Origin of the sequence: Streptomyces narbonensis (genome assembly GCF_014649015.1) — a bacterium.
GTDB classification, from domain to species: Bacteria; Actinomycetota; Actinomycetes; order Streptomycetales; family Streptomycetaceae; genus Streptomyces; species Streptomyces narbonensis.
Window position 1 is genome coordinate 16894 of record NZ_BMSF01000024.1, and the last position, 19146, is coordinate 36039.

15 protein-coding genes are annotated in these 19146 nt (G+C 72.6%); 4 read left to right on the top strand and 11 right to left on the bottom strand.

Annotated features, from left to right (window positions below):
• Nucleotides 1–56 precede the first annotated feature (56 nt).
• Nucleotides 57–2501, top strand: coding sequence for a penicillin acylase family protein (locus IE124_RS31180; protein WP_189512902.1), 2445 nt, complete (start codon nt 57–59; stop codon nt 2499–2501).
• Here the strand turns inward: IE124_RS31180 and IE124_RS31185 are convergent.
• The 3 genes from IE124_RS31185 to IE124_RS31190 form a co-directional block, all read right to left on the bottom strand.
• Complete coding sequence (locus IE124_RS31185) at nt 2491–3588, bottom strand: calcium:cation antiporter (protein WP_189512904.1); 1098 nt, start codon at nt 3586–3588, stop codon at nt 2491–2493. The two genes, IE124_RS31180 and IE124_RS31185, sit on opposite strands and share 11 nt — an antisense overlap.
• A 41-nt stretch (nt 3589–3629) precedes the next feature.
• Nucleotides 3630–3758 carry a hypothetical protein gene (locus IE124_RS35455; protein WP_268246767.1) on the bottom strand — a complete coding sequence of 43 codons (129 nt, stop codon included), beginning with the start codon at nt 3756–3758 and terminating at the stop codon, nt 3630–3632.
• Between the two features lie 79 nt (nt 3759–3837).
• A complete protein-coding gene (locus IE124_RS31190; RefSeq protein WP_189512906.1) occupies nt 3838–4506 on the bottom strand; it encodes an SRPBCC family protein in 669 nt (222 codons plus the stop codon).
• A gap of 149 nt (nt 4507–4655) precedes the next feature.
• On the opposite strand from IE124_RS31190, the gene IE124_RS31195 reads away from it, so the two are divergent.
• Nucleotides 4656–5303 carry a TetR/AcrR family transcriptional regulator gene (locus tag IE124_RS31195; protein WP_189512908.1) on the top strand — a complete coding sequence of 216 codons (648 nt, stop codon included), beginning with the start codon at nt 4656–4658 and terminating at the stop codon, nt 5301–5303.
• 3 nt (nt 5304–5306) lie between these two features.
• Here IE124_RS31195 and IE124_RS31200 read toward each other — a convergent pair whose 3' ends face one another.
• The 3 genes from IE124_RS31200 to IE124_RS31210 form a co-directional block, all read right to left on the bottom strand.
• Entirely contained in the window at nt 5307–6026 is a 720-nt protein-coding gene (locus IE124_RS31200; RefSeq protein WP_189512910.1) for a GNAT family N-acetyltransferase, read from the bottom strand.
• Between the two features lie 72 nt (nt 6027–6098).
• Nucleotides 6099–7655 (bottom strand): acyl-CoA synthetase, encoded by a 1557-nt coding sequence (locus tag IE124_RS31205; protein ID WP_189512912.1) that lies wholly within the window; start codon nt 7653–7655, stop codon nt 6099–6101.
• Nucleotides 7652–8761 (bottom strand): NAD(P)H-dependent flavin oxidoreductase, encoded by a 1110-nt coding sequence (locus IE124_RS31210; RefSeq protein ID WP_189512914.1) that lies wholly within the window; start codon nt 8759–8761, stop codon nt 7652–7654. The genes IE124_RS31205 and IE124_RS31210 overlap by 4 nt, the downstream gene beginning before the upstream one ends.
• Before the next feature lie 133 nt (nt 8762–8894).
• Here IE124_RS31210 and IE124_RS31215 point away from each other — a divergent pair, with 133 nt between their 5' ends.
• Both IE124_RS31215 and IE124_RS31220 read left to right on the top strand, forming a co-directional pair.
• Nucleotides 8895–10772: a serine hydrolase domain-containing protein gene (locus IE124_RS31215; RefSeq protein WP_189512916.1), complete on the top strand. Its 1878-nt coding sequence runs from the start codon at nt 8895–8897 to the stop codon at nt 10770–10772.
• Between the two features lie 260 nt (nt 10773–11032).
• The gene (locus IE124_RS31220) at nt 11033–13042 is read left to right on the top strand and encodes a sialidase family protein (protein ID WP_189512918.1); all 2010 of its coding nucleotides are present in this window, start codon (nt 11033–11035) and stop codon (nt 13040–13042) included.
• A 90-nt stretch (nt 13043–13132) separates the two neighbouring features.
• On the opposite strand, the gene IE124_RS31225 is transcribed toward IE124_RS31220, so the two are convergent.
• From IE124_RS31225 to IE124_RS31245, 5 genes are all read right to left on the bottom strand, one after another.
• Nucleotides 13133–13918: an alpha/beta fold hydrolase gene (locus IE124_RS31225; protein WP_229833066.1), complete on the bottom strand. Its 786-nt coding sequence runs from the start codon at nt 13916–13918 to the stop codon at nt 13133–13135.
• Nucleotides 13919–14014: 96 nt separating this feature from the next.
• Nucleotides 14015–14923 (bottom strand): LysR family transcriptional regulator, encoded by a 909-nt coding sequence (locus IE124_RS31230; RefSeq protein WP_189512920.1) that lies wholly within the window; start codon nt 14921–14923, stop codon nt 14015–14017.
• Between the two features lie 38 nt (nt 14924–14961).
• Nucleotides 14962–16161, bottom strand: a complete 1200-nt coding sequence (locus IE124_RS31235; protein WP_150273297.1) for a glycine C-acetyltransferase — start codon at nt 16159–16161, stop codon at nt 14962–14964.
• 3 nt (nt 16162–16164) lie between these two features.
• Nucleotides 16165–17199: an L-threonine 3-dehydrogenase gene (gene tdh / locus IE124_RS31240; protein ID WP_189512922.1), complete on the bottom strand. Its 1035-nt coding sequence runs from the start codon at nt 17197–17199 to the stop codon at nt 16165–16167.
• A gap of 189 nt (nt 17200–17388) precedes the next feature.
• Nucleotides 17389–18975: a phytoene desaturase family protein gene (locus IE124_RS31245; protein WP_189512924.1), complete on the bottom strand. Its 1587-nt coding sequence runs from the start codon at nt 18973–18975 to the stop codon at nt 17389–17391.
• Between the last annotated feature and the right edge of the window lie 171 nt (nt 18976–19146).

Sequence of the window (19146 nt, forward strand, 5' to 3'; positions counted from 1 at the left end):
CACCCGACCTCGGATACCGAACGGGATGTTGACAAGCGGGTCACCCGGCTGCGTGCATGGTCCAACCAGCAGTGCGCATCCGTCCGTTGGGAGGCACCTTGCACCTCCGCACCCGCTTGACCCGTCTGAAACACCTGGCGCTCACCGGCGCGGCACTCGCCGTCGTCACCGCTTCCCTGCCCGGCGCGGCGGCGGCCGACTCCGAGGACCGGGGCGGTCACCGGCCGTCCGACCGGGGCCTGTCGGCAGTCATCCGGTACACCGAGTTCGGCATCCCGCACATCGTGGCGAAGGACTACGCGAACCTCGGCTTCGGCACGGGCTGGGCCCAGGCCGCCGACCAGGTCTGCGTCCTCGCCGACGGCTTCCTGACCGTGAACGGCGAGCGCTCCCGGTACTTCGGCCCGGACGCCGCCCCGGACGGCTCGCTGTCCTCGGCCGCCACCAACGTCTCCAGCGATCTGTACTTCCGTGGCGTCAAGGACGCAGGGACGGTCGACGAGCTGCTCCGGACGCCCGCGCCGGCCGGTCCGAGCCGCGAACTCAAGGAGCTGATGCGCGGGTGGGCGGCCGGTTACAACGCCTGGCTGCGGAAGAACCGGATCACGGACCCCGCCTGCGCCGGCGCCGACTGGGTCCGCCCGGTGAGCGGGCTCGACGTGGCCCGGCGCGGCTTCGCCGTCTCGGTGCTCGGCGGACAGGGCCGGGCCGTGGACGGCATCACCGCCGCGAAGCCGCCCGCTGCGCCCGCCCCCTCCGCGCCCACGAGCGCCCCGGATCCGGCGCGCACCGCCGAGGCCGCCCGGGCGCTGTTCGCCGCCGAGAACGCCACCATGGGCTCCAACGCCGTCGCGTTCTCCGGGGCCACGACGGCCGACGGGCGCGGGCTGCTCCTCGGCAATCCGCACTACCCCTGGCAGGGCGGCCGCCGCTTCTGGCAGTCCCAGCAGACCATCCCGGGCGAGCTGAACGTCTCGGGGGCCTCGCTCCTCGGCACGACGGTCGTCAACATCGGCTTCAACGACAAGGTGGCCTGGAGCCACACCGTCGCCACCGGAGTGCCGCTCAACCTCCACCAGCTGACGCTCGCCCCCGGCGATCCGACCTCCTATCTGGTGGACGGGCGCCCCGAGCGGATGACCGCGCGCACGGTCACCGTCCCGGTCAAGGACGGCACCCCCGTCACCCGTACCCAGTGGTGGACCCGGTACGGCCCGGTCGTCGGCGGCCTCGGAGCGCAGCTCCCGCTGCCGTGGACGGGCACGACGGCGTACGCGCTCAACGACCCCAACGCGGCCAACCTGCGCGGTTCCGACACGGCGCTCGGCTTCGGCAAGGCGCGCTCGACGCGGGACGTCGCCGACACCCTGCGCCGCACCCAGGGCCTTCCCTGGGTCAACACGATCGCGGCCGACTCGGCCGGCCACTCCTACTTCAGCCAGTCGCAGGTGCTCCCCCGGATCACCGACGAGCTCGCCCAGCGCTGCTCGACGCCGCTGGGCCGGGCCACCTATCCGGCCTCGGGCGTCGCGGTGCTCGACGGTTCGCGCTCCGACTGCGCGCTCGGTTCGGACCCGGACGCGGTCCAGCCGGGGACCTTCGGTCCGGCGCGGATGCCGGTGCTGCGGGACACTCCGTACGTCGAGAACTCCAACGACAGCGCCTGGCTGACCAATGCCGACCGGCCGCTGACCGGTTACGAGCGGGTCTTCGGCAACGTCGCGACCCAGCGCTCGCTGCGCACCCGGGGCGGGGTCGAGGACGTGGCGGCGATGGCGGACCGGGGGCGGCTGACGGTGGCCGACCTCCAGCGACAGCAGTTCGCCAACCGCGCTCCGGCGGGTGACCTGGCGGCGGCCGATGTCGCCGCGGCCTGCACGGCGGCGCTGCCGGACGATCCCGAGGCCTGCCGGGTGATCGGGGCCTGGGACAGGACGGTGGACTCCGAGAGCAGGGGTGCGCTGTTCTTCGACCGGTTCTGGCGGAAGTTCGCCGCTTCGGTGCCGCAGGCCGAGCAGTGGAAGGTGCCGTTCTCGGCGGCGGACCCGGTCCGGACCCCGCACACGGTGAACACGGCCGCGCCGGGCTTCGCGAAGGCGCTGCGGGACGCGGCGGCGGAGCTCCGGGCGGCTGGGATCCCGCTGGACGCGCCGCTCGGAGCCCACCAGTTCGTCGTGCGGAACGGGGAGCGCATCCCGGTGAGCGGCGGGACCGAGTCGCTGGGCGTCTGGAACAAGACGGAGCCCGTGTGGAACGCGGCCGGCGGCGGCTACGTGGAGGTCGCGCACGGGACGAGCCACGTCCAGGCGGTCGGCTGGGACGGGCGCCGGTGTCCGGTGGCCCGCACCCTGCTGACGTACTCCCAGTCCTCGAACCCGGCGTCGCCGCACTACAGCGACCAGACCCGGTTGTACGCGGGCGAGCGCTGGGTGACCTCCCGTTTCTGCGAGAAGGACATCCTGCGCTCGCCGGCGCTGCGGGTGGTGGTCGTCAGGGGCTGAACGAGAGGAAGACGAAGGCGGCGAAGATCGCGAGATGGACGCCGCCCTGGAGGAGCGTGGCCCGTCCGGGCACCACGGTCAGGGCGCTCACCACACCGGTGAGGACGAGCAGGACCATGTGGATCGGCCCAAGGCCCAGGACCAGGGGTCCGGACAGCCAGATCGAGGCGAGCGCGATCGCCGGAATCGTCAGGCCGATGCTGGCGATCGCGGAGCCGTACGCGAGGTTGAGACTGGTCTGCATGCGGTCGCGGCGGGCCGCGCGGACGGCGGCGAGGGTCTCGGGCAGCAGCACCATCAGGGCGATGACGACACCGACGACCGCCTTGGGCAGGCCCGCGGACTGGACGCCGTCCTCGATGGTGGGCGAGATCAGCTTGGCGTTGCCGACGACCGCGACGAGGGCGACGAGGAGGAGGCCCAGGCTGGTCCAGGTCTCGCGCCGGGTCGGCGGATCCGCGTGGTCGTCCTCCGAGTCGTGGCCGGGGCGCGGCACCGGCAGGAAGTAGTCCCGGTGCCGGACGGTCTGGACGGCGACGAACACGCCGTACAGGCAGAGGGAGGCGACGGCGGCGAAGGCGAGCTGGACGCCGGAGAACTCGGGGCCCGGATGGCTGGTGGTGAAGGTCGGCAGGACCAGCGTCATCGTGGCGAGGGTGCAGACGGTGGCGAGCGCGCCGCCCGAGCCTTCGGCGTTGAAGACGGCGACGCGGTTGCGGAGCGCACCGACGAGGAGGGACAGTCCGACGATGCCGTTGCAGGTGATCATGACGGCGGCGAAGACGGTGTCCCGCGCATAGGTCGAGGTCTTCTCACCGCCTCCCACCATCAGCGAGACGATGAGTCCCACCTCGATCACCGTGACGGCCACGGCGAGGACGAGCGAGCCGTACGGTTCACCCACCCGGTGGGCGATGACCTCGGCGTGGTGGACGGCCGCGAGGACGGCGGCCATGAGGCAGAGCGCGATGAGCCCGACGGCGAAGCCCGGGAGGTCCCGCCCCCAGGCCGCGACAAGCACAAGCGCCGCCACCACCGGCCCCCAGGTGGTCCACTGCCGTGTCAATGACGCCGTGCTCGAACTCATGATCCGCATCCTGCCACAAAGGGGGCTTTCGCCCGGTTCGGTCAGTCCAAGGGGTCGCTGAGGGTGCGCTCGTACGCCGTGAGGGTCTCCAGGAACATCCGCCGCCGCGCCCCGCGCCGGCGGTCCTCCGGACCGAGGTGGACCGGCTGGCGACCCGACTGGAGGAGCACGTCACGTACGAGGAGGCGCAGTTGGTCCCGGCGCTCACCCGCACGCGGGCCGTGCCTGGGACGTGACCCCGCACGCGGGTCAGTGCTCCAGGCCCCGGGCGGGGGCTTCGGCGGCGGCCTTCAGGTCCCGCAGCCACGCTTCGAGGCCCCCACGGAGGAGCGCGCTCGCGGTGGGCACGTCCGCTTCGACCTGGGGGCCCGTGTGGGTCTCCTCGGTGCTGACCCGCACACCGCCCTTGACCTCGGTGAAGTTCCACACGTGGACGCCGTCGATGTGCAGCCCGTCGCCGATCGCGGGGCCGGTCCAGCGGATGCACGTGTGGTGCTTGATCTGCCGCACGGTCGAGGTGATGTCCAGACTGGTGGCGGGGATGGAGGGAATGGGCGGGATCGGCAGTGTCCACCGGAAGGCCGAACCCCTGCGGAGGGGGCCGTGACCGAGGCGTTCGACGGACTCGACGGGGGCCTGCCAGGACGGCCAGCTCTCCACGTCGGTCTGGAGCTTCCAGACGGTGCGCATCGGAGCGTTGATCACGATCTCGGTGCGGTGGCGAACGAGGGCGTCGGGGGCGACGCCTTCCCCGCGGCAGGTGAGGGACGCCCGGGAGCCGACTGAAGCACCGGCGGGAGCGGCGGCGGTACCGAGCAGGCCGAGGACGACCGGGACGGTGACGAGGGCCGCGCGGATGACGGCGCGGCGGGCGCCGGAGGTGTGGCGAGTGCTGCGGGGACTGCGGGTGCCGGACATGGAGTTCTCCTCTGTCGGTCGAGTTCGCGAGAGCATCACGCTTTCGTTAGAGGTTGTAACTCGCCGCCCGGTGACGGGTCAACGGGTGCGTGATAACTTCTCGCCAACCCTTGAGGTTGTAGCAGGGATGAGCGGCGAGGAGGCGGGCGATGGCGACGACGGGCACGGACTCCCCACGGGAGCGCTATCGGGCCCAGGTGCGGGCGGAGATCACGCGGCACGCCTGGGAACAGATGGCCACGGCGGGAGCCTCGGCGCTCTCCCTCAACGCGATCGCCAAGCAGATGGGCATGAGCGGACCGGCGCTCTACCGCTACTTCGCCAGCCGCGACGACCTGATCACCGAGCTCGTCCGGGAGGCGTACCGAAGTCTCGCCGACACGCTGCACGAGGCCTCGGCTGCCGGTGCCGACCTGTCCGGCCTCGCCCACGCCCTGCGCGACTGGGCCCTGACGGACCCACATCGGTACTTCCTGGTCTACGGCACGCCCGTGCCCGGCTACCAGGCGCCCGCCGACACCACCGCCATCTCCTCCGAGATCATGACGACGCTGCTCGACGCGTGCGCGGCGCTCCCCCGTGCGGGCGCGGCGACCTCCTTCGACAGCCACCTGGAGGACCACCGCGACTGGGCCGCGGGACACCACGCCCCGTCCGGGGCCCTCCACCGGTTCCTGACCTTCTGGACCCGCCTGCACGGCGTCCTGTCACTGGAACTCGCCGGCCACTTCACGGGCATGGGTTTCGATCCGGCCCGGCTCTTCGCGGCCGAACTGGACGAGCTGATGAGCAGCTGACCCCTACGGTGTGCGGAAGCCGCGGAAGGTCACGTGCTTGCGGGTCTCGAAGCCGAGCTTCTCGTAGAGGGCGATCGCGCCGGTGTTCGCCTCGGCCACGTGGAGGAAGGCACCTTCGCCCCGCGACTCGATGCGTGCCGCGAGCGCGCCCACCAGGCGGGCGGCGTGGCCCTGCCCGCGGGCCTCGGGCGCGGTGCAGACCGCACTGATCTCGGTCCACCCAGGGGGCCGGAGCCGCTCGCCGGCCATGGCCACCAGGGCGCCCTTCTCACGGATGCCGAGGTAGGTGCCGAGTTCGGGGGTCCGGGACCAGAAGGGCCCGGGCCGCGTCCGCTCGACCAGGTCCAGCATCTCGGGCACGCTCTCCGCGCCCAGCTCGACCACGCCGTCGTCCGCCGCGTCTCCGCGAGTCGCGGACGCGGCACCGTCCGGCCGGATCATCTGGCGGCCTTCCAGGACGAAGACGGGCTCCCAGTGCGAAGGCGGGAGCACCGGGCAGCTGAACATGTCGGCGAAGGCGTCCCGGCCGAGGAGTTCGGTGAGGTCGTCCCACCGCGCCGGGTCCGGGTCGGTGGACACGGCGGCGAAGGTCGAGACGTCCGACAGATAGGTGACGGCGCGGCCGACGCTGCGCGCGAGATGGGCATGACGGCCCCGGAGGGACTCGCCCACGGGGTCGTCCAGTACGGAGTCGTCCAGAACGAACGGATCGCGGCCCACCATCGTGTCGTCCCTCTCGAGCTCCGTGCCGAACGGTGAGGCGGTCGCCTGGGGAGACCGCCTCGCGCACGAAGTCTAGAGCGGACGGTCGTGACCCTCCCAATACGGGTCGCGCAGACGGCGCTTGTACAGCTTGCCGTTGGGGTCGCGGGGCATGGTGGTGACGAAGTCGAGCGTCCTGGGGCGCTTGAAGCCTGCCAGGCGGTCGCCGCAGTGGGTCAGGATCTCGTCGGCGAGCGCGGGCCCGGGCTCGTACCCCTCGGCCGCCTCGACGACCGCCTTGACCTCCTCGCCCCAGTCGGCGTGCGGGATGCCGAAGGCCGCGGCGTCCGCGACGGCCGGGTGGGTGAGGAGCGCGGCCTCGATCTCGGCCGGGTAGATGTTGACCCCACCCGAGATGATCATGTCGATCTTGCGGTCACGGAGGAAGAGGTAGCCGTCCGCGTCGAGTACGCCGAGGTCGCCGACGGTGAAGAAGTCGCCGATGCGGTTCTTCGCGGTCTTCGCCTCGTCCTTGTGGTACCGGAAGCCGCCGGTGTTCATCTTCAGGTAGACGGTGCCCAGTTCGCCGGGCGGCAGGCGCTTCCCGTCGTCGTCGAAGACGGCGAGCTCGCTGATCGGCCAGGCCCTGCCGACCGTGCCTGGCCTCTTCAGCCACTCCTCGGCGGTGGCGAAGGCTCCTCCGCCCTCGCTGGCCGCGTAGTACTCCTCGACGCTCCGGCCCCACCACTCGATCATCGCCCGCTTGACGTGCTCGGGGCAGGGCGCTGCGCCGTGGATGGCGTGGCGCATGGAGGAGACGTCGTAACGCTCGCGCACCTCGGCCGGAAGGGAGAGCAGCCGGTGGAACTGGGTGGGGACCATGTGGGTGTGGGTGCACGCGTACCGGTCGATGAGCCGCAGCATCTCCTCCGGCGCCCACCGGTCCATCAGGACGAGCGGGTGCCCGATGTGCAGGGCCGCGGAGGCGAACTGCAGGACGGCCGTGTGGTAGAGCGGGGAGCAGACGAGGTGGACGTTGCCGTCGCCGGGCCGGATGCCGAAGATGCCGAGGAAGCCGCCGAGCGGGGTCTCCTCGGGGAGCCTGCCGGGCAGTGGGCGGCGGATCCCCCGGGGGCGTCCGGTGGTACCGGAGGTGTAGTTCATGACCCAGCCGAGCGTGCGGTCGGCGGGTGCGGCGTCGTCCTGGCCGTCGAGGAGTTCGGCGTACGGGCGGAATCCGGGGATCGGCCCGACGGCGTACCGGTGCGTGGCGGCGAGGCCGGCCTCGTCGGCGGCGAGGGTCACGGCCTCGGCGAAGCGCTCGTGGGCGAGCAGGACCTTCGCGCCGGAGTCGGCGACGATCCAGGCGATCTCGGGGCCGACGAAGTGGTGATTGACGGGGACCAGGTAGAACCCGGCCTGGGTGGCGGCGAGATGGGCCGCGAAGAACTCGGGGCCGTTGGGCAGAACGACGGCGAAGGCGTCGCCGCGCTCCAGACCGGCGGCGCGCAGCCCGTGGACCAGCCGGTTGGCCTCGGCGTGCAGCCGCCCGGCGGTCCACTCCTCGCCGTCGGGGGCGACGAGCACCGTACGGCCGGGGTCGGCTGCCGCCTGGGCCCAGAATCCGGTGGGTGTGACCGACTGGCTCATGCCTCACTCCGTCCGGCGATGCGGTTGATGCGGTCGACGGCCTTCTCGAAGCCCCGGGTGAGCTCGTCGACGACCTGCTGGACGCTGCGCTCCGAGTTCATCCGGCCGACGATCTGCCCGACGGGCGTGCCGAGGAGCGGATCGACCTCGTATTTCTGGATCCGGGAGACGGCCTCGGCCACCAGGAGTCCCTGGAGCGGCATGGGGAGCGGGCCGGGTCCCGCCGGGTCGTCCCAGGCGTCGGTCCACTCGGTGCGGAGCTGGCGCGCGGGCTTGCCGGTCAGCGCGCGGGAGCGGACGGTGTCGCCGGAGCCCGCCGCGAGGAGCTTGGCGGTCAGGGCGCGCGAGTGCAGGTCGGCCTCGGTGGTGGTGAGCCAGATCGAGCCGAGCCAGACGCCCTGGGCGCCGAGGGCCAGGCCTGCGGCGATCTGCTCCCCGCTGCCGATGCCGCCGGCCGCGAGCACGGGTAGCGGGGACACGGCCTCGACGACCTCGGGGGTGAGGACCATGGACGCGATCTCGCCGGTGTGGCCGCCCGCCTCGTACCCCTGGGCGACGACGACGTCGATGCCGGCCTCGGCGTGGTGGCGGGCGTGCCGGGCGCTGCCCGCGAGGGCGGCGACCAGGACGCCGTGGTCGTGGGCGCGGGCGACGACGTCCGGTGGCGGGGAGCCGAGGGCGTTGGCGAGGAGTTTGATCGGGTAGTCGAAGGCGACGTCGAGCTGGCCTCGCGCGACCTGCTCCATCCAGCCCGTGATGCGCCAGCCGGAGGCCTCGCCCTCGGCGAGTTCGGGTACGCCGTGCTTGGCGAGGGTCGCGCGGACGAACGCGCGGTGCTCCTCGGGGATCATGGCCTCGACGTCCGCCTCGCTCACGCCTTCGACCTTCTTCGCGGGCATCACGACGTCGAGGCCGTAGGGCAGCCCGTCGGTGTGTTCCTGCATCCAGTCGAGGTCGCGGGCGAGATCGTCGGGCGCGGTGTAGCGCACCGCGCCGAGGACTCCGAATCCGCCGGCTCTGGTGAGGGCGGCGGCGACCGCGGGGAAGGGCGTGAAGCCGAAGATGGCGTGCTCGATCCCCAGTGTGCGACTCAGCTCCGTCTTCATGGGCGGCAGGATGCCGCAGCCGCGCGACGGAGGGAAGAGATTTTCTGATGCAGCGTCAGATTGTTTTGTCACCGGTCCTGCGCGGACGGGTACGTCGACGTTTCGCCGCGGCCCGCCGTGGGAGAGGGTGGGCATGACGGAGGATGCGGTACGAGACGGAGTTCTGAGCCGCCGCGCGTTCGGCGGCGCGGTGCTGGCACTGGGAGGTGCGGTGATGATCGGTTCGGTGCCGGGGGCCGCGGCGGCTCCGGGGCCTGGGGACGCGGGGCCCGGGGGTTCGGGGCCCGGGGATGCCGAGCCCGGCCCTCGGTGGGCGGGGCCCGGGCGCACGGCGCGGCGGACCACGCTGCGGCGAGGGTCGGCCGAACGGGCCGGGCTGCTCCCCGCGCACCTGGACCGGCTGGTCACGGACGCCGAGGCCTTCCTCGCCCCCTCCCCCACACACCCCTGGTACGCGGGGGCCGTTCTGCTCGCCGGGCGCGGCGGGACCGTCGCCCTGCACCGGCCGATCGGCTCGGCGGTGCGCTACTCCGCGTACGACGAGAAGACGGACACGGGAGTCGAGCTGCCGCCCGGTGAGCGGATCCCGATGACCGAGGACACCGTCTTCGACCTGGCGTCGGTCTCCAAGCTCTTCACCTCGATCCTCGCGGTGCAGCAGATCGAACGCGGGGCCCTGGAGCTGGAGGCCAAGGTCACCGCGTACCTCCCGGAGTTCGGGGGCGGCGGGAAACAGGACGTCACGGTGCGTCAGCTGCTCACGCACACCTCGGGGTTCCGGTCCTGGATCCCGCTGTACCGGGAGCCGACCCGGGAGGGGAGGCTGCGGCTGCTGTGGGGAGAGAAGCCGGCGCACCCGCCGGGCTCGGCGTACCTCTACTCCGATCTGAATCTGATCTCGCTCCAGCTGATCCTGGAGGAGATCACCGCTCGCGGGCTCGACACCCTGCTCCACGACGAGATCACCGCTCCACTCGGGATGCACCGCACTCGTTTCAATCCACCGCTCTCGTGGCGGCCGGGGATCGCGGCGACCGAGGACGCCCGGAGCCCCTGGTCGGGGCTGGACCGAGGCATGGTGTGGGGCGAGGTCCACGACGAGAACGCCCATGCCATGGGCGGGGTCGCGGGCCACGCCGGGGTGTTCTCGCGCGCCTGGGACCTCGCGGTCCTGGCCCGCACCCTCCTCAACGGCGGGGCGTACGGCCGGGCCCGCATCCTCTCCCCCGACTCCGTCGACCTGATGTTCACCGACTTCAACACCGCCTTCCCCGGCGACGAGCACGGCCTCGGCTTCGAGCTGCACCAGCACTGGTACATGGGTGCGATGGCCACCCCGCGCACGGCGGGCCACACCGGATTCACCGGCACCAGTCTCGTCCTCGACCCGACGACCGACGCCTTCCTGATCGTCCTCGGCAACTCGGTCCATCCCGTGCGCTCGTGGCGCTCCGGCTCTGCACCCCGGGTCGCCGCGGCGAACCACCTGGCCCGCGCCGTCCCCGTCCGGCCCGCCCGGGGCCGGACGGCCTGGTTCTCCGGCATGGCGAGCGCCACGACGGCGACCCTGACGCTCCCTCAGGTGACAGGTGCCGCACACCTGGAGTGTGCCCTGTGGTGGGACACCGAGCCGGGCGCCGACACAGTCGCCCTGGAGGCCTCGGTCGACGGCGGCTCGAACTGGCGGACCGTGCCCTTCGCCACCGAGCGTCGCACCGAACGCCCCACCAAGCACGGCACTGATTACCGCCCCGAGCACCGCACCGAGCACCCGACGGGCACGGTCGGCGGCTGGTCCGGCCGCGTCTGGCACACCGTGTCCGCGCCCCTGCCCGGCATGCCCGCCCTCCTGCGCTGGCGCTACACCACGAACCAGCGGTACGTGGGACGGGGCGTGTACGTGGACGGTCTGCGGCTCCTCGACGGGGCGGGACTGCCGGTCTTCGACGAGGCCCGGCCGGCGGACGGGGCGCGGATCGAGTCCAACGGCTGGACGAGGTCGGCCGATTGAGTGGGCGCTGACGAACCGTCGGGACCGACTGCGCAATCATGATCATATGAGGTAGCGTCCCCGCCGGAAGATCTCACCGGGGGGATGGGACGAACGCCGCGGCGAGCGTCTGTCGCGTCGCCCGTTCGCGGTGCCTTCCGCTCCGCGGGGGCCGCCGCACCCGGCCCGCTGACGATCGCGGCACAACCGCGTCAAGGCCCAGCCGCCCCGTCGTCCGTCGCCTCCGCTTCGCTTTCGCATCCCTAACGAGGTCTTCCTTCATGCTGCCCCTGTCCGAGCGCCGTCCACCCGGTGCTCGCCGCTTCGCGCTGTCCGCATGGCTGTGCGCGCTGTCCCTCGCGGTCCTGGCCGCGGTCGTCCTCGCGGTCATGCCGACCTCGTCCGCCGTCGCGTCGACGACCACGACGACCGCGCCGCCGCTCGCGACCCAGGTGTCCACCACGCCGTTCAAGGCGCGCGAGAACTACTACTGCACGCGCATACCCGCCGTCGTCACCAGCAAGGCGGGCGTCCTCCTCGCCTTCGCCGAGGGCCGCACCCGGCTGGTGACGACCGGCTGCAACGACGTCGGTGACAACGACCTCGTCCTCAAGAGGTCTCTCGACGGAGGCACGACCTGGCAGGAACTCCAGGTCGTCGTCGGCGGCTCCGACGAGCTCGCCCACGGCAACCCCGCGCCCGTGGTGGACGCGGTCACCGGCCGGATCACCCTTCTGTACTCCAGCAGCGACTGGAACCGCGACGCGGCCAAGCCCAGCCGCAAGGGCTACTCGCGCACGGTCCACGCCGTCCACAGCATGGACGGCGGCCTGACCTGGTCAGCGAGCGTCCCGCAGCCGCAGCTCAAGGGCGCCGGCTGGGGCTGGGTCTCCACCGGCCCGGGCCACGGCATCCAGCTCGGCCGGGGACCGCACCACGGCCGGCTGATCATCCCCGGCGACTACACCGCGGGCGGCGACACGACCGCCGGCGGCCAGCTGTACTACAGCGACGACGGCGGCCTCACCTGGGCGCTCGGCGCCACCTCCTCGGCGAGCAAGACCGGCGCGTACCCGGCCGAACTGACGGTCGCCGAGACCGTCGACGGCGGCCTCTACGTCAACGCCCGCAACTCCGAGCCCATGCGCTGCCGGACCAACGAGCACCGACTGGAGACCGTCAGCACCGACGGCGGCGGCTCCTTCGCGGCCGACTTCACCCCGGTGGCCAACCTGGACACCTCCCCGGTGTTCGGCTCGCTGCTGCGCCTGCACGCCAAGGACCACGACGGCAAGCCCGACCAGCTGCTGTATTCGGGCGCCTCCCGGCTCGGCCCCAGCCCGCTGGAGGACCGGCGCGAGCTGGCCGTCCGCTCCTCGTTCGACGAGGGCAAGACCTGGAAGACGGTCGGCACCCTGATCTCGCCGGCCCGCACCGGCTACTCCGACCTGACGGTCCTGCCGAACGGCGCCGTCGGCGTCCTGTACGAGACGGCCGGCAACATCCCGCACGGCAACCTCGTCTTCACCGCCTTCACCGAGCAGGCCATGAAGGACTCCGAGACAGAGCTGCGCCGCCTGCGCACGGCCGACACCCGCGAGCGGGCTCCCCAGGAGCCCGGCAACCACGCCGTCGTCCACGGCGGGGCCCAGCTCGGGTACCGCAACGGCGGCAAGGCCATGGAGTTCGACGGGACGGACGACTACCTGCGCCTCGTCTGCTCGCCGACCCTGCGCGTCGAGGACCAGGACTTCACCGTCTCGGCCTGGTTCAAGCACGCGTCGACGACCGGCACGCTGCCGATCATCTGGGCGTACGGCATGCCGGGCACCGACCCGCTGAAGAAGGGCCGGCACTTCTCGGTCCGCGCCGAGCCGGGATCGGGTGTCCTGCGCGCCACCGTCGGCACGGACATCGGCTCCACCGAGGTGACGCTGCCGTCCGCCTACGGCGACGACGTGTGGCACCACGTCGTCTTCACGCGTAAGGGCTTGAACATCGGCCTCGCCGTGGACGGCGGAACGCCTGCCACCGCGACCATGCAGGCGGGCAACTCGGCGGCCGATCGGAACCTCACGCCGACCGCCGAGTTCAACATCCACATCGGGGCCCGCCCCGACTTCCCCAACCAGCCGGCCGGCGTGGCGGAGCTCTTCCGCGGCACCCTGGACGACGTGCGGCTCTACGGAACCGCGCTGACCGAGACCGAGGCGGCCGCCGTGAAGGCCGGCTCCCTCGAAGTGGCGAAGGACAAGGAGAGGCTGCGCCTCGGCTTCACCACCATCTGGTAGACGAGCGGCACCCCCGGCCGGCGGACGCACCTCCCGCAGGCCGGGGCTGGAGGACCCGGGAATCGGACTGCGAACCCGGGGCCCACGGGCTCAGACCGCCTCGGCGTACAACTCCTCGACCAGCCGCGCCACGAGCTCCGGCTCGCGCAGCGTCGGGTAGTGGTCGGAGGCGGTCAGCCGGACGAGACGGCAGCCGGGGATCCGTTCCGCCATCTCCTCGTTGCAGCGCACGACCTCCGGCCGGTCCAGCTCGCCGAGGGCGAGCAGGGTCGGCGCGGAGATCTCCCCGAGCCGGTCGAAGGCGGGCTCGCCGGGGAGCTGACGGTCGATGTTGCTGAACCAGGCGGGCAGCACGGCCCGGAAGAGGGCCGCCGCGACCGGGTCGGACTCGGGGCTTCCGCCGCCGGCCTTCCCCCACAGGCCCAGGCCGAGCCGGACGATGCCCTCGGTGTCGCCGGCCTTCGCCAGGGTTTCCAGACGCTCGAAGAACTCGCCCGTCACCAGCCCGTCGTATCCCGTGACACCCGGGACGAGGAGGGCCAGGCCCGCGACCCGGCCGGGCGCCTCCAGGGCGATGTTGACCGAGGTCGCCCCGCCCATGCTGGAGCCGACAAGGACCGCCCGCCCGATTCCGAAGTGGTCGAGGACCTCGGACAGGTCCCGGACCGGGGAGTACGCGGCGGTGGGCGCGGGTGAACGGCCGTAGCCGCGCACGTCGTAGCGGATCACGCGGTGCCGCGCGGTGAGCGCCGGCAGGACCGGGTCCCACACGGTGGAGTCACCGACGCCGGGATGGAGCAGGACGAGCGGCAGCCCGTCGCCTCCCGAGTCGTCCGCCCAGACTTCGCCCTGACTGACAGACACCATGGTTTCCATGACGCCCAGTCTGGTGGGGCGGTACGGGCTCCGCCAGGACGCGCGCGGCCATTCGGTCGGCGCGCGGCCACGTGCCCGCGCGTCCGTCGCGCGCCCTCAGACCCCCGGGGCCGCCGCGTCCCTGAGCGCCGCGAGGACCGGGCTGATCAGGGGGTGGTCCTCGGCGCCGCGGCGGACGGCCGCGAAGACCCGGCGGGTGGGGGCGACCCCGTCCACCGGGCGGACGCCGACGTCCGTCAGGTCCATGCCCCGGAGCGCCGACCGCGGGACGAGCGCCACCCCGGCCGCGGCCGAGGCGAGGGCGACGACGGCCCGGAAGTCGTCGGAGACATGGTCGAAGCGGGGGGCGAACCCTGCGTACTCGCAGGCCAGGACGGTCACGTCATGACACGGGTTGCCGGCGGACTGGCCGATCCAGGCGTCCTTCGCGAGGTCGCCGAGCGCGACCCGCTCGCCGGCCGACAGCGGGTGGCCGGACGGCAGCACCGCGTCGAAGGGCTCCGCGTAGAGCGGGACGCGGGTGAGCCGGGCGTCGTCCTCGCCGGGGGCGCCCCGGTACTCGACCGCGACGGCCACGTCGACCTGCCGGTCGAGGACCATCATCAGGCTCTCGTCGCCCTCGGCGTCCCGGACCCGGACCCGGATGCCGGGGGCGGAGTCGGCCAGCGCGCTGATGGCGGGGGCCACCACGAGCCCGATGCCGGTGGCGAAGGCGGCGACCGTGACCGTACCGGCCTCGCCCGATCCGTAGGCGGCCAGCTCGGACTCGGCGCGCTCCAGCTGGGCGAGGACGGCGTTCGCGTGGCTGAGCAGGATCTCGCCGGCCGGGGTGAGGCGCGCGCCGCGGGCACTGCGGTCGACCAGTCGGTGGCCGGTCTCCTGCTCCAGGGCGGCGAGCTGCTGGGACACCGCGGAGGGGGTGAGATACAGCGCGGCGGCCGCCGCCGTGACCGTGCGGTGGTCGGCCACCGCTCGGAGGATGTGCAACCGCCGCGCTTCGATCATGTTCCTAGTCTCGCAGGACCGGAGCCCTGCTCCCGCCGTCAGCCTTCGAGGGCGGCGCGGGCCTCGACGAAGGCGTCGACAGCCCGGTTCACGTCCTCCGTGGAATGCGCGGCGGAGAGCTGCACGCGAATGCGGGCCTGGCCCTGCGGCACGACCGGGTACGAGAAGCCGATCACGTACACGCCGCGCTCCAGGAGCAGCTCGGCCATACGGCCGGCGACGGCCGCGTCGCCGATCATGACCGGGGCGATGGCGTGGTCGCCGGGGAGGATGTCGAAGCCCTCCTCGGTCATGCGGGAGCGGAAGAGCGCCGTGTTGGCGTTCAGGCGCTCTCGCAGGTCGCCGGCGGACTCCAGCAGGTCGAGGACCTTGAGGGAGGCGGCGGCGATGACCGGGGCGAGGGTGTTGGAGAAGAGGTACGGGCGGGAGCGCTGGCGCAGCAGGGCGACGATCTCGGCGCGGGCCGCGACGTAGCCGCCGGAGGCGCCGCCGAGGGCCTTGCCGAGGGTGCCGGTGATGATGTCGACGCGGTCCATGACGCCGTGCAGCTCGGGGGTGCCGCGGCCGCCGGGGCCGACGAAGCCGACCGCGTGCGAGTCGTCGACCATGACCATCGCGTCGTAGCGCTCGGCCAGGTCGCAGATCTCGGCGAGCGGGGCGACGTAGCCGTCCATGGAGAAGACGCCGTCGGTGACGATCAGCTTGCGCCGGGCGCCGCCCTCCGTGGCCTCCTTGAGCTGCTGCTCCAGGTCGGCCATGTCGCGGTTGGCGTAGCGGAAGCGGCGGGCCTTGGAGAGGCGGATGCCGTCGATGATCGAGGCGTGGTTGAGGGCGTCGGAGATGACCGCGTCCTCGGCGCCGAGGATCGTCTCGAAGACGCCGCCGTTGGCGTCGAAGCAGGAGGAGTAGAGGATCGTGTCCTCCTGGCCGAGGAAGGCCGAGAGGCGCGCCTCCAGCTCCTTGTGCACCTCCTGCGTGCCGCAGATGAAGCGGACGGACGCCATGCCGTAGCCCCAGCGGTCGAGGGCCTCGTGGGCGGCGGCGACGATCTCGGGGTTGTCGGCGAGGCCGAGGTAGTTGTTGGCGCAGAAGTTGAGGACCTCGCCGGGGCGGCCTCCCGCGGTGACGGCGACGGTGGCCGACTGGGGGGTACCGATCACGCGCTCGGGCTTGTGGAGCCCTGCCTCGCGGATCTCTTCGAGGGTGGCGCGGATGTCGTCGCGTACGGAATCGAACATGGGTCAGGCTCCCGCAGTCCAGTCGAGGATGATCTTGCCGCTCTTGCCGGAGGCCGCGTCGTCGAAGGCGGCCTCGAAGTCGGTGTAGTCGTACCGGCCGGTGACGACGGGGGCGAGGTCCAGGCCGCCCTCCAGGAGCACCGACATCGCGTACCAGGTCTCGAACATCTCGCGGCCGTAGATGCCCTTGACCGTGATCATGGACGTGACGATCTTCGCCCAGTCGACGGCGAAGTCCTCGCTGGGCAGGCCCAGCATGGCGATCTTTCCGCCGTTGGTCATGTTGGCGACCATGTCGCGCATCGCGTGCGGGTTGCCCGACATCTCCAGGCCGACGTCGAAGCCCTCCTTGAGGCCGAGGATGCGCTGGCCGTCGGCGATGGTCTGCTCGGCGACGTTGAGGGCGAGGGTGACGCCCGTCTTGCGCGCCAGGGCGAGACGCTCCTCGCTGACGTCGGTGATGACGACGTTGCGGGCGCCGGCGTGCTTGGCGACCGCGGCGGCCATGATGCCGATCGGGCCGGCGCCGGTGACGAGGACGTCCTCGCCGACGAGCGGGAAGGAGAGCGCCGTGTGCACCGCGTTGCCGAAGGGGTCGAAGATCGCGGCGATGTCGAGGTCGACGGGGACGCGGTGCACCCACACGTTGGAGGCGGGCAGTGCCACGTACTCGGCGAAGGCGCCGTCCCGGCCGACGCCGAGGCCGACGGTGGCGCGGCAGAGGTGGCGGCGGCCGGCCAGACAGTTGCGGCACTTGCCGCAGACGAGGTGGCCCTCGCCGCTGACGAGGTCGCCGACGGCGATGTCCGCGACGTCACGGCCGACGGAAACGACCTCGCCGACGAACTCGTGGCCGATCGTCAGCGGCGTGGCGATCGTCTTCTGCGCCCAGCCGTCCCACGAGCGGATGTGGAGGTCGGTGCCGCAGATACCGGTCCGCTTGACCTTGATCAGTACGTCCCCGGGGCCGGTCTCCGGCTCGGGCACGTCCGTGAGCCAGAGTCCCGGCTCCGCCTTCAGCTTGACCAGCGCCTTCAATGCAACGGCTCCCGACGTGCGTGTCCTGTGATGTGGGGGCACGGGCACGACCGAGCGCCCAAGATCCCTGGAAGGGAATCTTCCGTACGGAGGGCTCCTGGTCCATCGAGGATTTCTTAAGCGCGCTCGCAGGTCAGCTTCACGCCGCCGGTGGGGGCGGTCCCGGCGTCAACGCGCGGGCTCGTCGCGTCAACGTCCGAGCGCCGCCATCGCCGCGTTGTGGCCGGGGATGCCGCTGACCCCGCCGCCCCGGACCGCGCCCGCGCCGCACAGCAGCACGTTGGCGTGGCGGGTCTCGACGCCCCAGCGGCCGGCGCTCTCCTCGGCGTCCTGGCCCTCGTCCCCGTACGGGAAGGAGAGGTCCCGGTGGAAGATGTGGCCGCCGGGCAGGCGGAGGTCGTGTTCGAGGTCGAGTGGGGTCTTCGCCTCGATGCAGGGGCGGCCGTCCTCGTCGAGGGCGAGGCAGTCGGCGATCGGCTCGTCGAGGTGGGCGTCGAGCTGGGCGAGGGTCGCCTTGAGGAGAGCGGCGCGGGCGCCGTCGTTGTCGGCGACGAAGAGGCGCGCGGGCGTGTGGAGCCCGAAGAGGGTGAGGGTGTGGGCGCCCTGGGCGGCGAGCTCGGGGCCGAGGATCGTCGGGTCCGTCAGGGAGTGGCAGTAGATCTCGGAGGGCGGGGCGGTGGGCAGGTGACCCGCGGCGGCCTCGGCGTGGGCGGCGGCCAGCTGCCCGTACCCCTCGGCGATGTGGAAGGTCCCGGCGAAGGCCTCGCGCGGGTCGACGGAGCGGTCCCGGAGCCTCGGCAGCCGGGTGAGCAGCATGTTGACCTTGAGCTGGGCGCCTTCCGGGGACGGCGGGGGCGTCTCGCCGAGCAGGCGCGCGAGCTCCTGCGGGGAGGCGTTGACGAGCACCCGGCCCGCCTCGACCGTGCCCTCGCCGTCGGCCGTGCGGTAGGTGACCGCGGCGCGGCGGCCGTCGGTCTCGATACGGGTGGCCTCGTGTCCGGTGCGGAGGTCCGCCCCGGCGGCCCGGGCCGCGTCGGCGAGGGCGTCCGTGAGGGCGCCCATGCCGCCGACGGGGACGTCCCAGTCACCGGTGCCGCCGCCGATGACGTGGTAGAGGAAGCAGCGGTTCTGGAGGAGCGAGGGGTCGTGGGCGTCGGCGAAGGTGCCGATGAGGGCGTCGGTGAGGACGACTCCACGCACGAGGTCGTCGGCGAAGGTCCGCTCGACGGTGACGCCGATCGGGTCCTCGAAGAGCATGCGCCAGGTCTCGGCGTCGTCGACGCGGTCGCGGAGCCCGGCTCGGGTGGGGAGGGGCTCGGTGAGGGTCGGGAAGATGCGGCGGGCGGCTCGGGCGGTGCGCCCGTAGAAGGCCTGCCATGCCTCGTACTCGCGGTCGGAGCCGGTGAGCGCGGCGAAGGAGGCCCTGGTGCGCTCGGGTCCGCCGCCGACGAGGAGGCCGCTGTCGCCCTTGGGGGTGTACGAGGAGACGGACCGCTTCCGTACGGCGAAGCGCAGTCCCAGGTCCCGCGTGATCTTCTCCGGGAGGAGCGAGACGAGGTACGAGTACCGGGAGAGGCGGGCGTCGACCCCGGCGAAGGGCCGCGTGGAGACGGCCGCCCCGCCGGTGGTGCCGAGCCGCTCCAGGACGAGGACGGACCGTCCGGCACGGGCGAGGTACGCGGCGGCGACGAGGCCGTTGTGGCCGCCGCCGACGATCACGGCGTCGTACGCGCGGGGTGCGCCGGGGGCGCCGGGCAGCGGGTCACGGGCGGTCATGGCTCATGCTCACACGGGACCTGTGGAGCGGGGAAGACCGGGAACGACCTGAGAGACCGGGGAGACCGAGGAGACCGGGGAGACCGGGGAGACCGGGGAGACCGGGAACCGGGGAGACGGAGAGACGGGGAGACGGGGAGACGGGGAGATTGGGAGATTGGGAGATGGGAA

Coding starts and splice junctions, on each gene's coding strand:
- IE124_RS31210 (WP_189512914.1), bottom strand. CDS start 8,761: ATGAAGACGGAGCTGAGTCGCACACTGGGGATCGAGCACGCCATCTTC.
- IE124_RS31215 (WP_189512916.1), top strand. CDS start 8,895: ATGACGGAGGATGCGGTACGAGACGGAGTTCTGAGCCGCCGCGCGTTC.
- IE124_RS31200 (WP_189512910.1), bottom strand. CDS start 6,026: ATGGTGGGCCGCGATCCGTTCGTTCTGGACGACTCCGTACTGGACGAC.
- IE124_RS31230 (WP_189512920.1), bottom strand. CDS start 14,923: ATGATCGAAGCGCGGCGGTTGCACATCCTCCGAGCGGTGGCCGACCAC.
- IE124_RS31185 (WP_189512904.1), bottom strand. CDS start 3,588: ATGAGTTCGAGCACGGCGTCATTGACACGGCAGTGGACCACCTGGGGG.
- IE124_RS31195 (WP_189512908.1), top strand. CDS start 4,656: ATGGCGACGACGGGCACGGACTCCCCACGGGAGCGCTATCGGGCCCAG.
- IE124_RS31205 (WP_189512912.1), bottom strand. CDS start 7,655: ATGAGCCAGTCGGTCACACCCACCGGATTCTGGGCCCAGGCGGCAGCC.
- IE124_RS31225 (WP_229833066.1), bottom strand. CDS start 13,918: ATGGAAACCATGGTGTCTGTCAGTCAGGGCGAAGTCTGGGCGGACGAC.
- IE124_RS31220 (WP_189512918.1), top strand. CDS start 11,033: ATGCTGCCCCTGTCCGAGCGCCGTCCACCCGGTGCTCGCCGCTTCGCG.
- IE124_RS31245 (WP_189512924.1), bottom strand. CDS start 18,975: ATGACCGCCCGTGACCCGCTGCCCGGCGCCCCCGGCGCACCCCGCGCG.
- IE124_RS31235 (WP_150273297.1), bottom strand. CDS start 16,161: ATGTTCGATTCCGTACGCGACGACATCCGCGCCACCCTCGAAGAGATC.
- IE124_RS31190 (WP_189512906.1), bottom strand. CDS start 4,506: ATGTCCGGCACCCGCAGTCCCCGCAGCACTCGCCACACCTCCGGCGCC.
- IE124_RS31180 (WP_189512902.1), top strand. CDS start 57: ATGGTCCAACCAGCAGTGCGCATCCGTCCGTTGGGAGGCACCTTGCAC.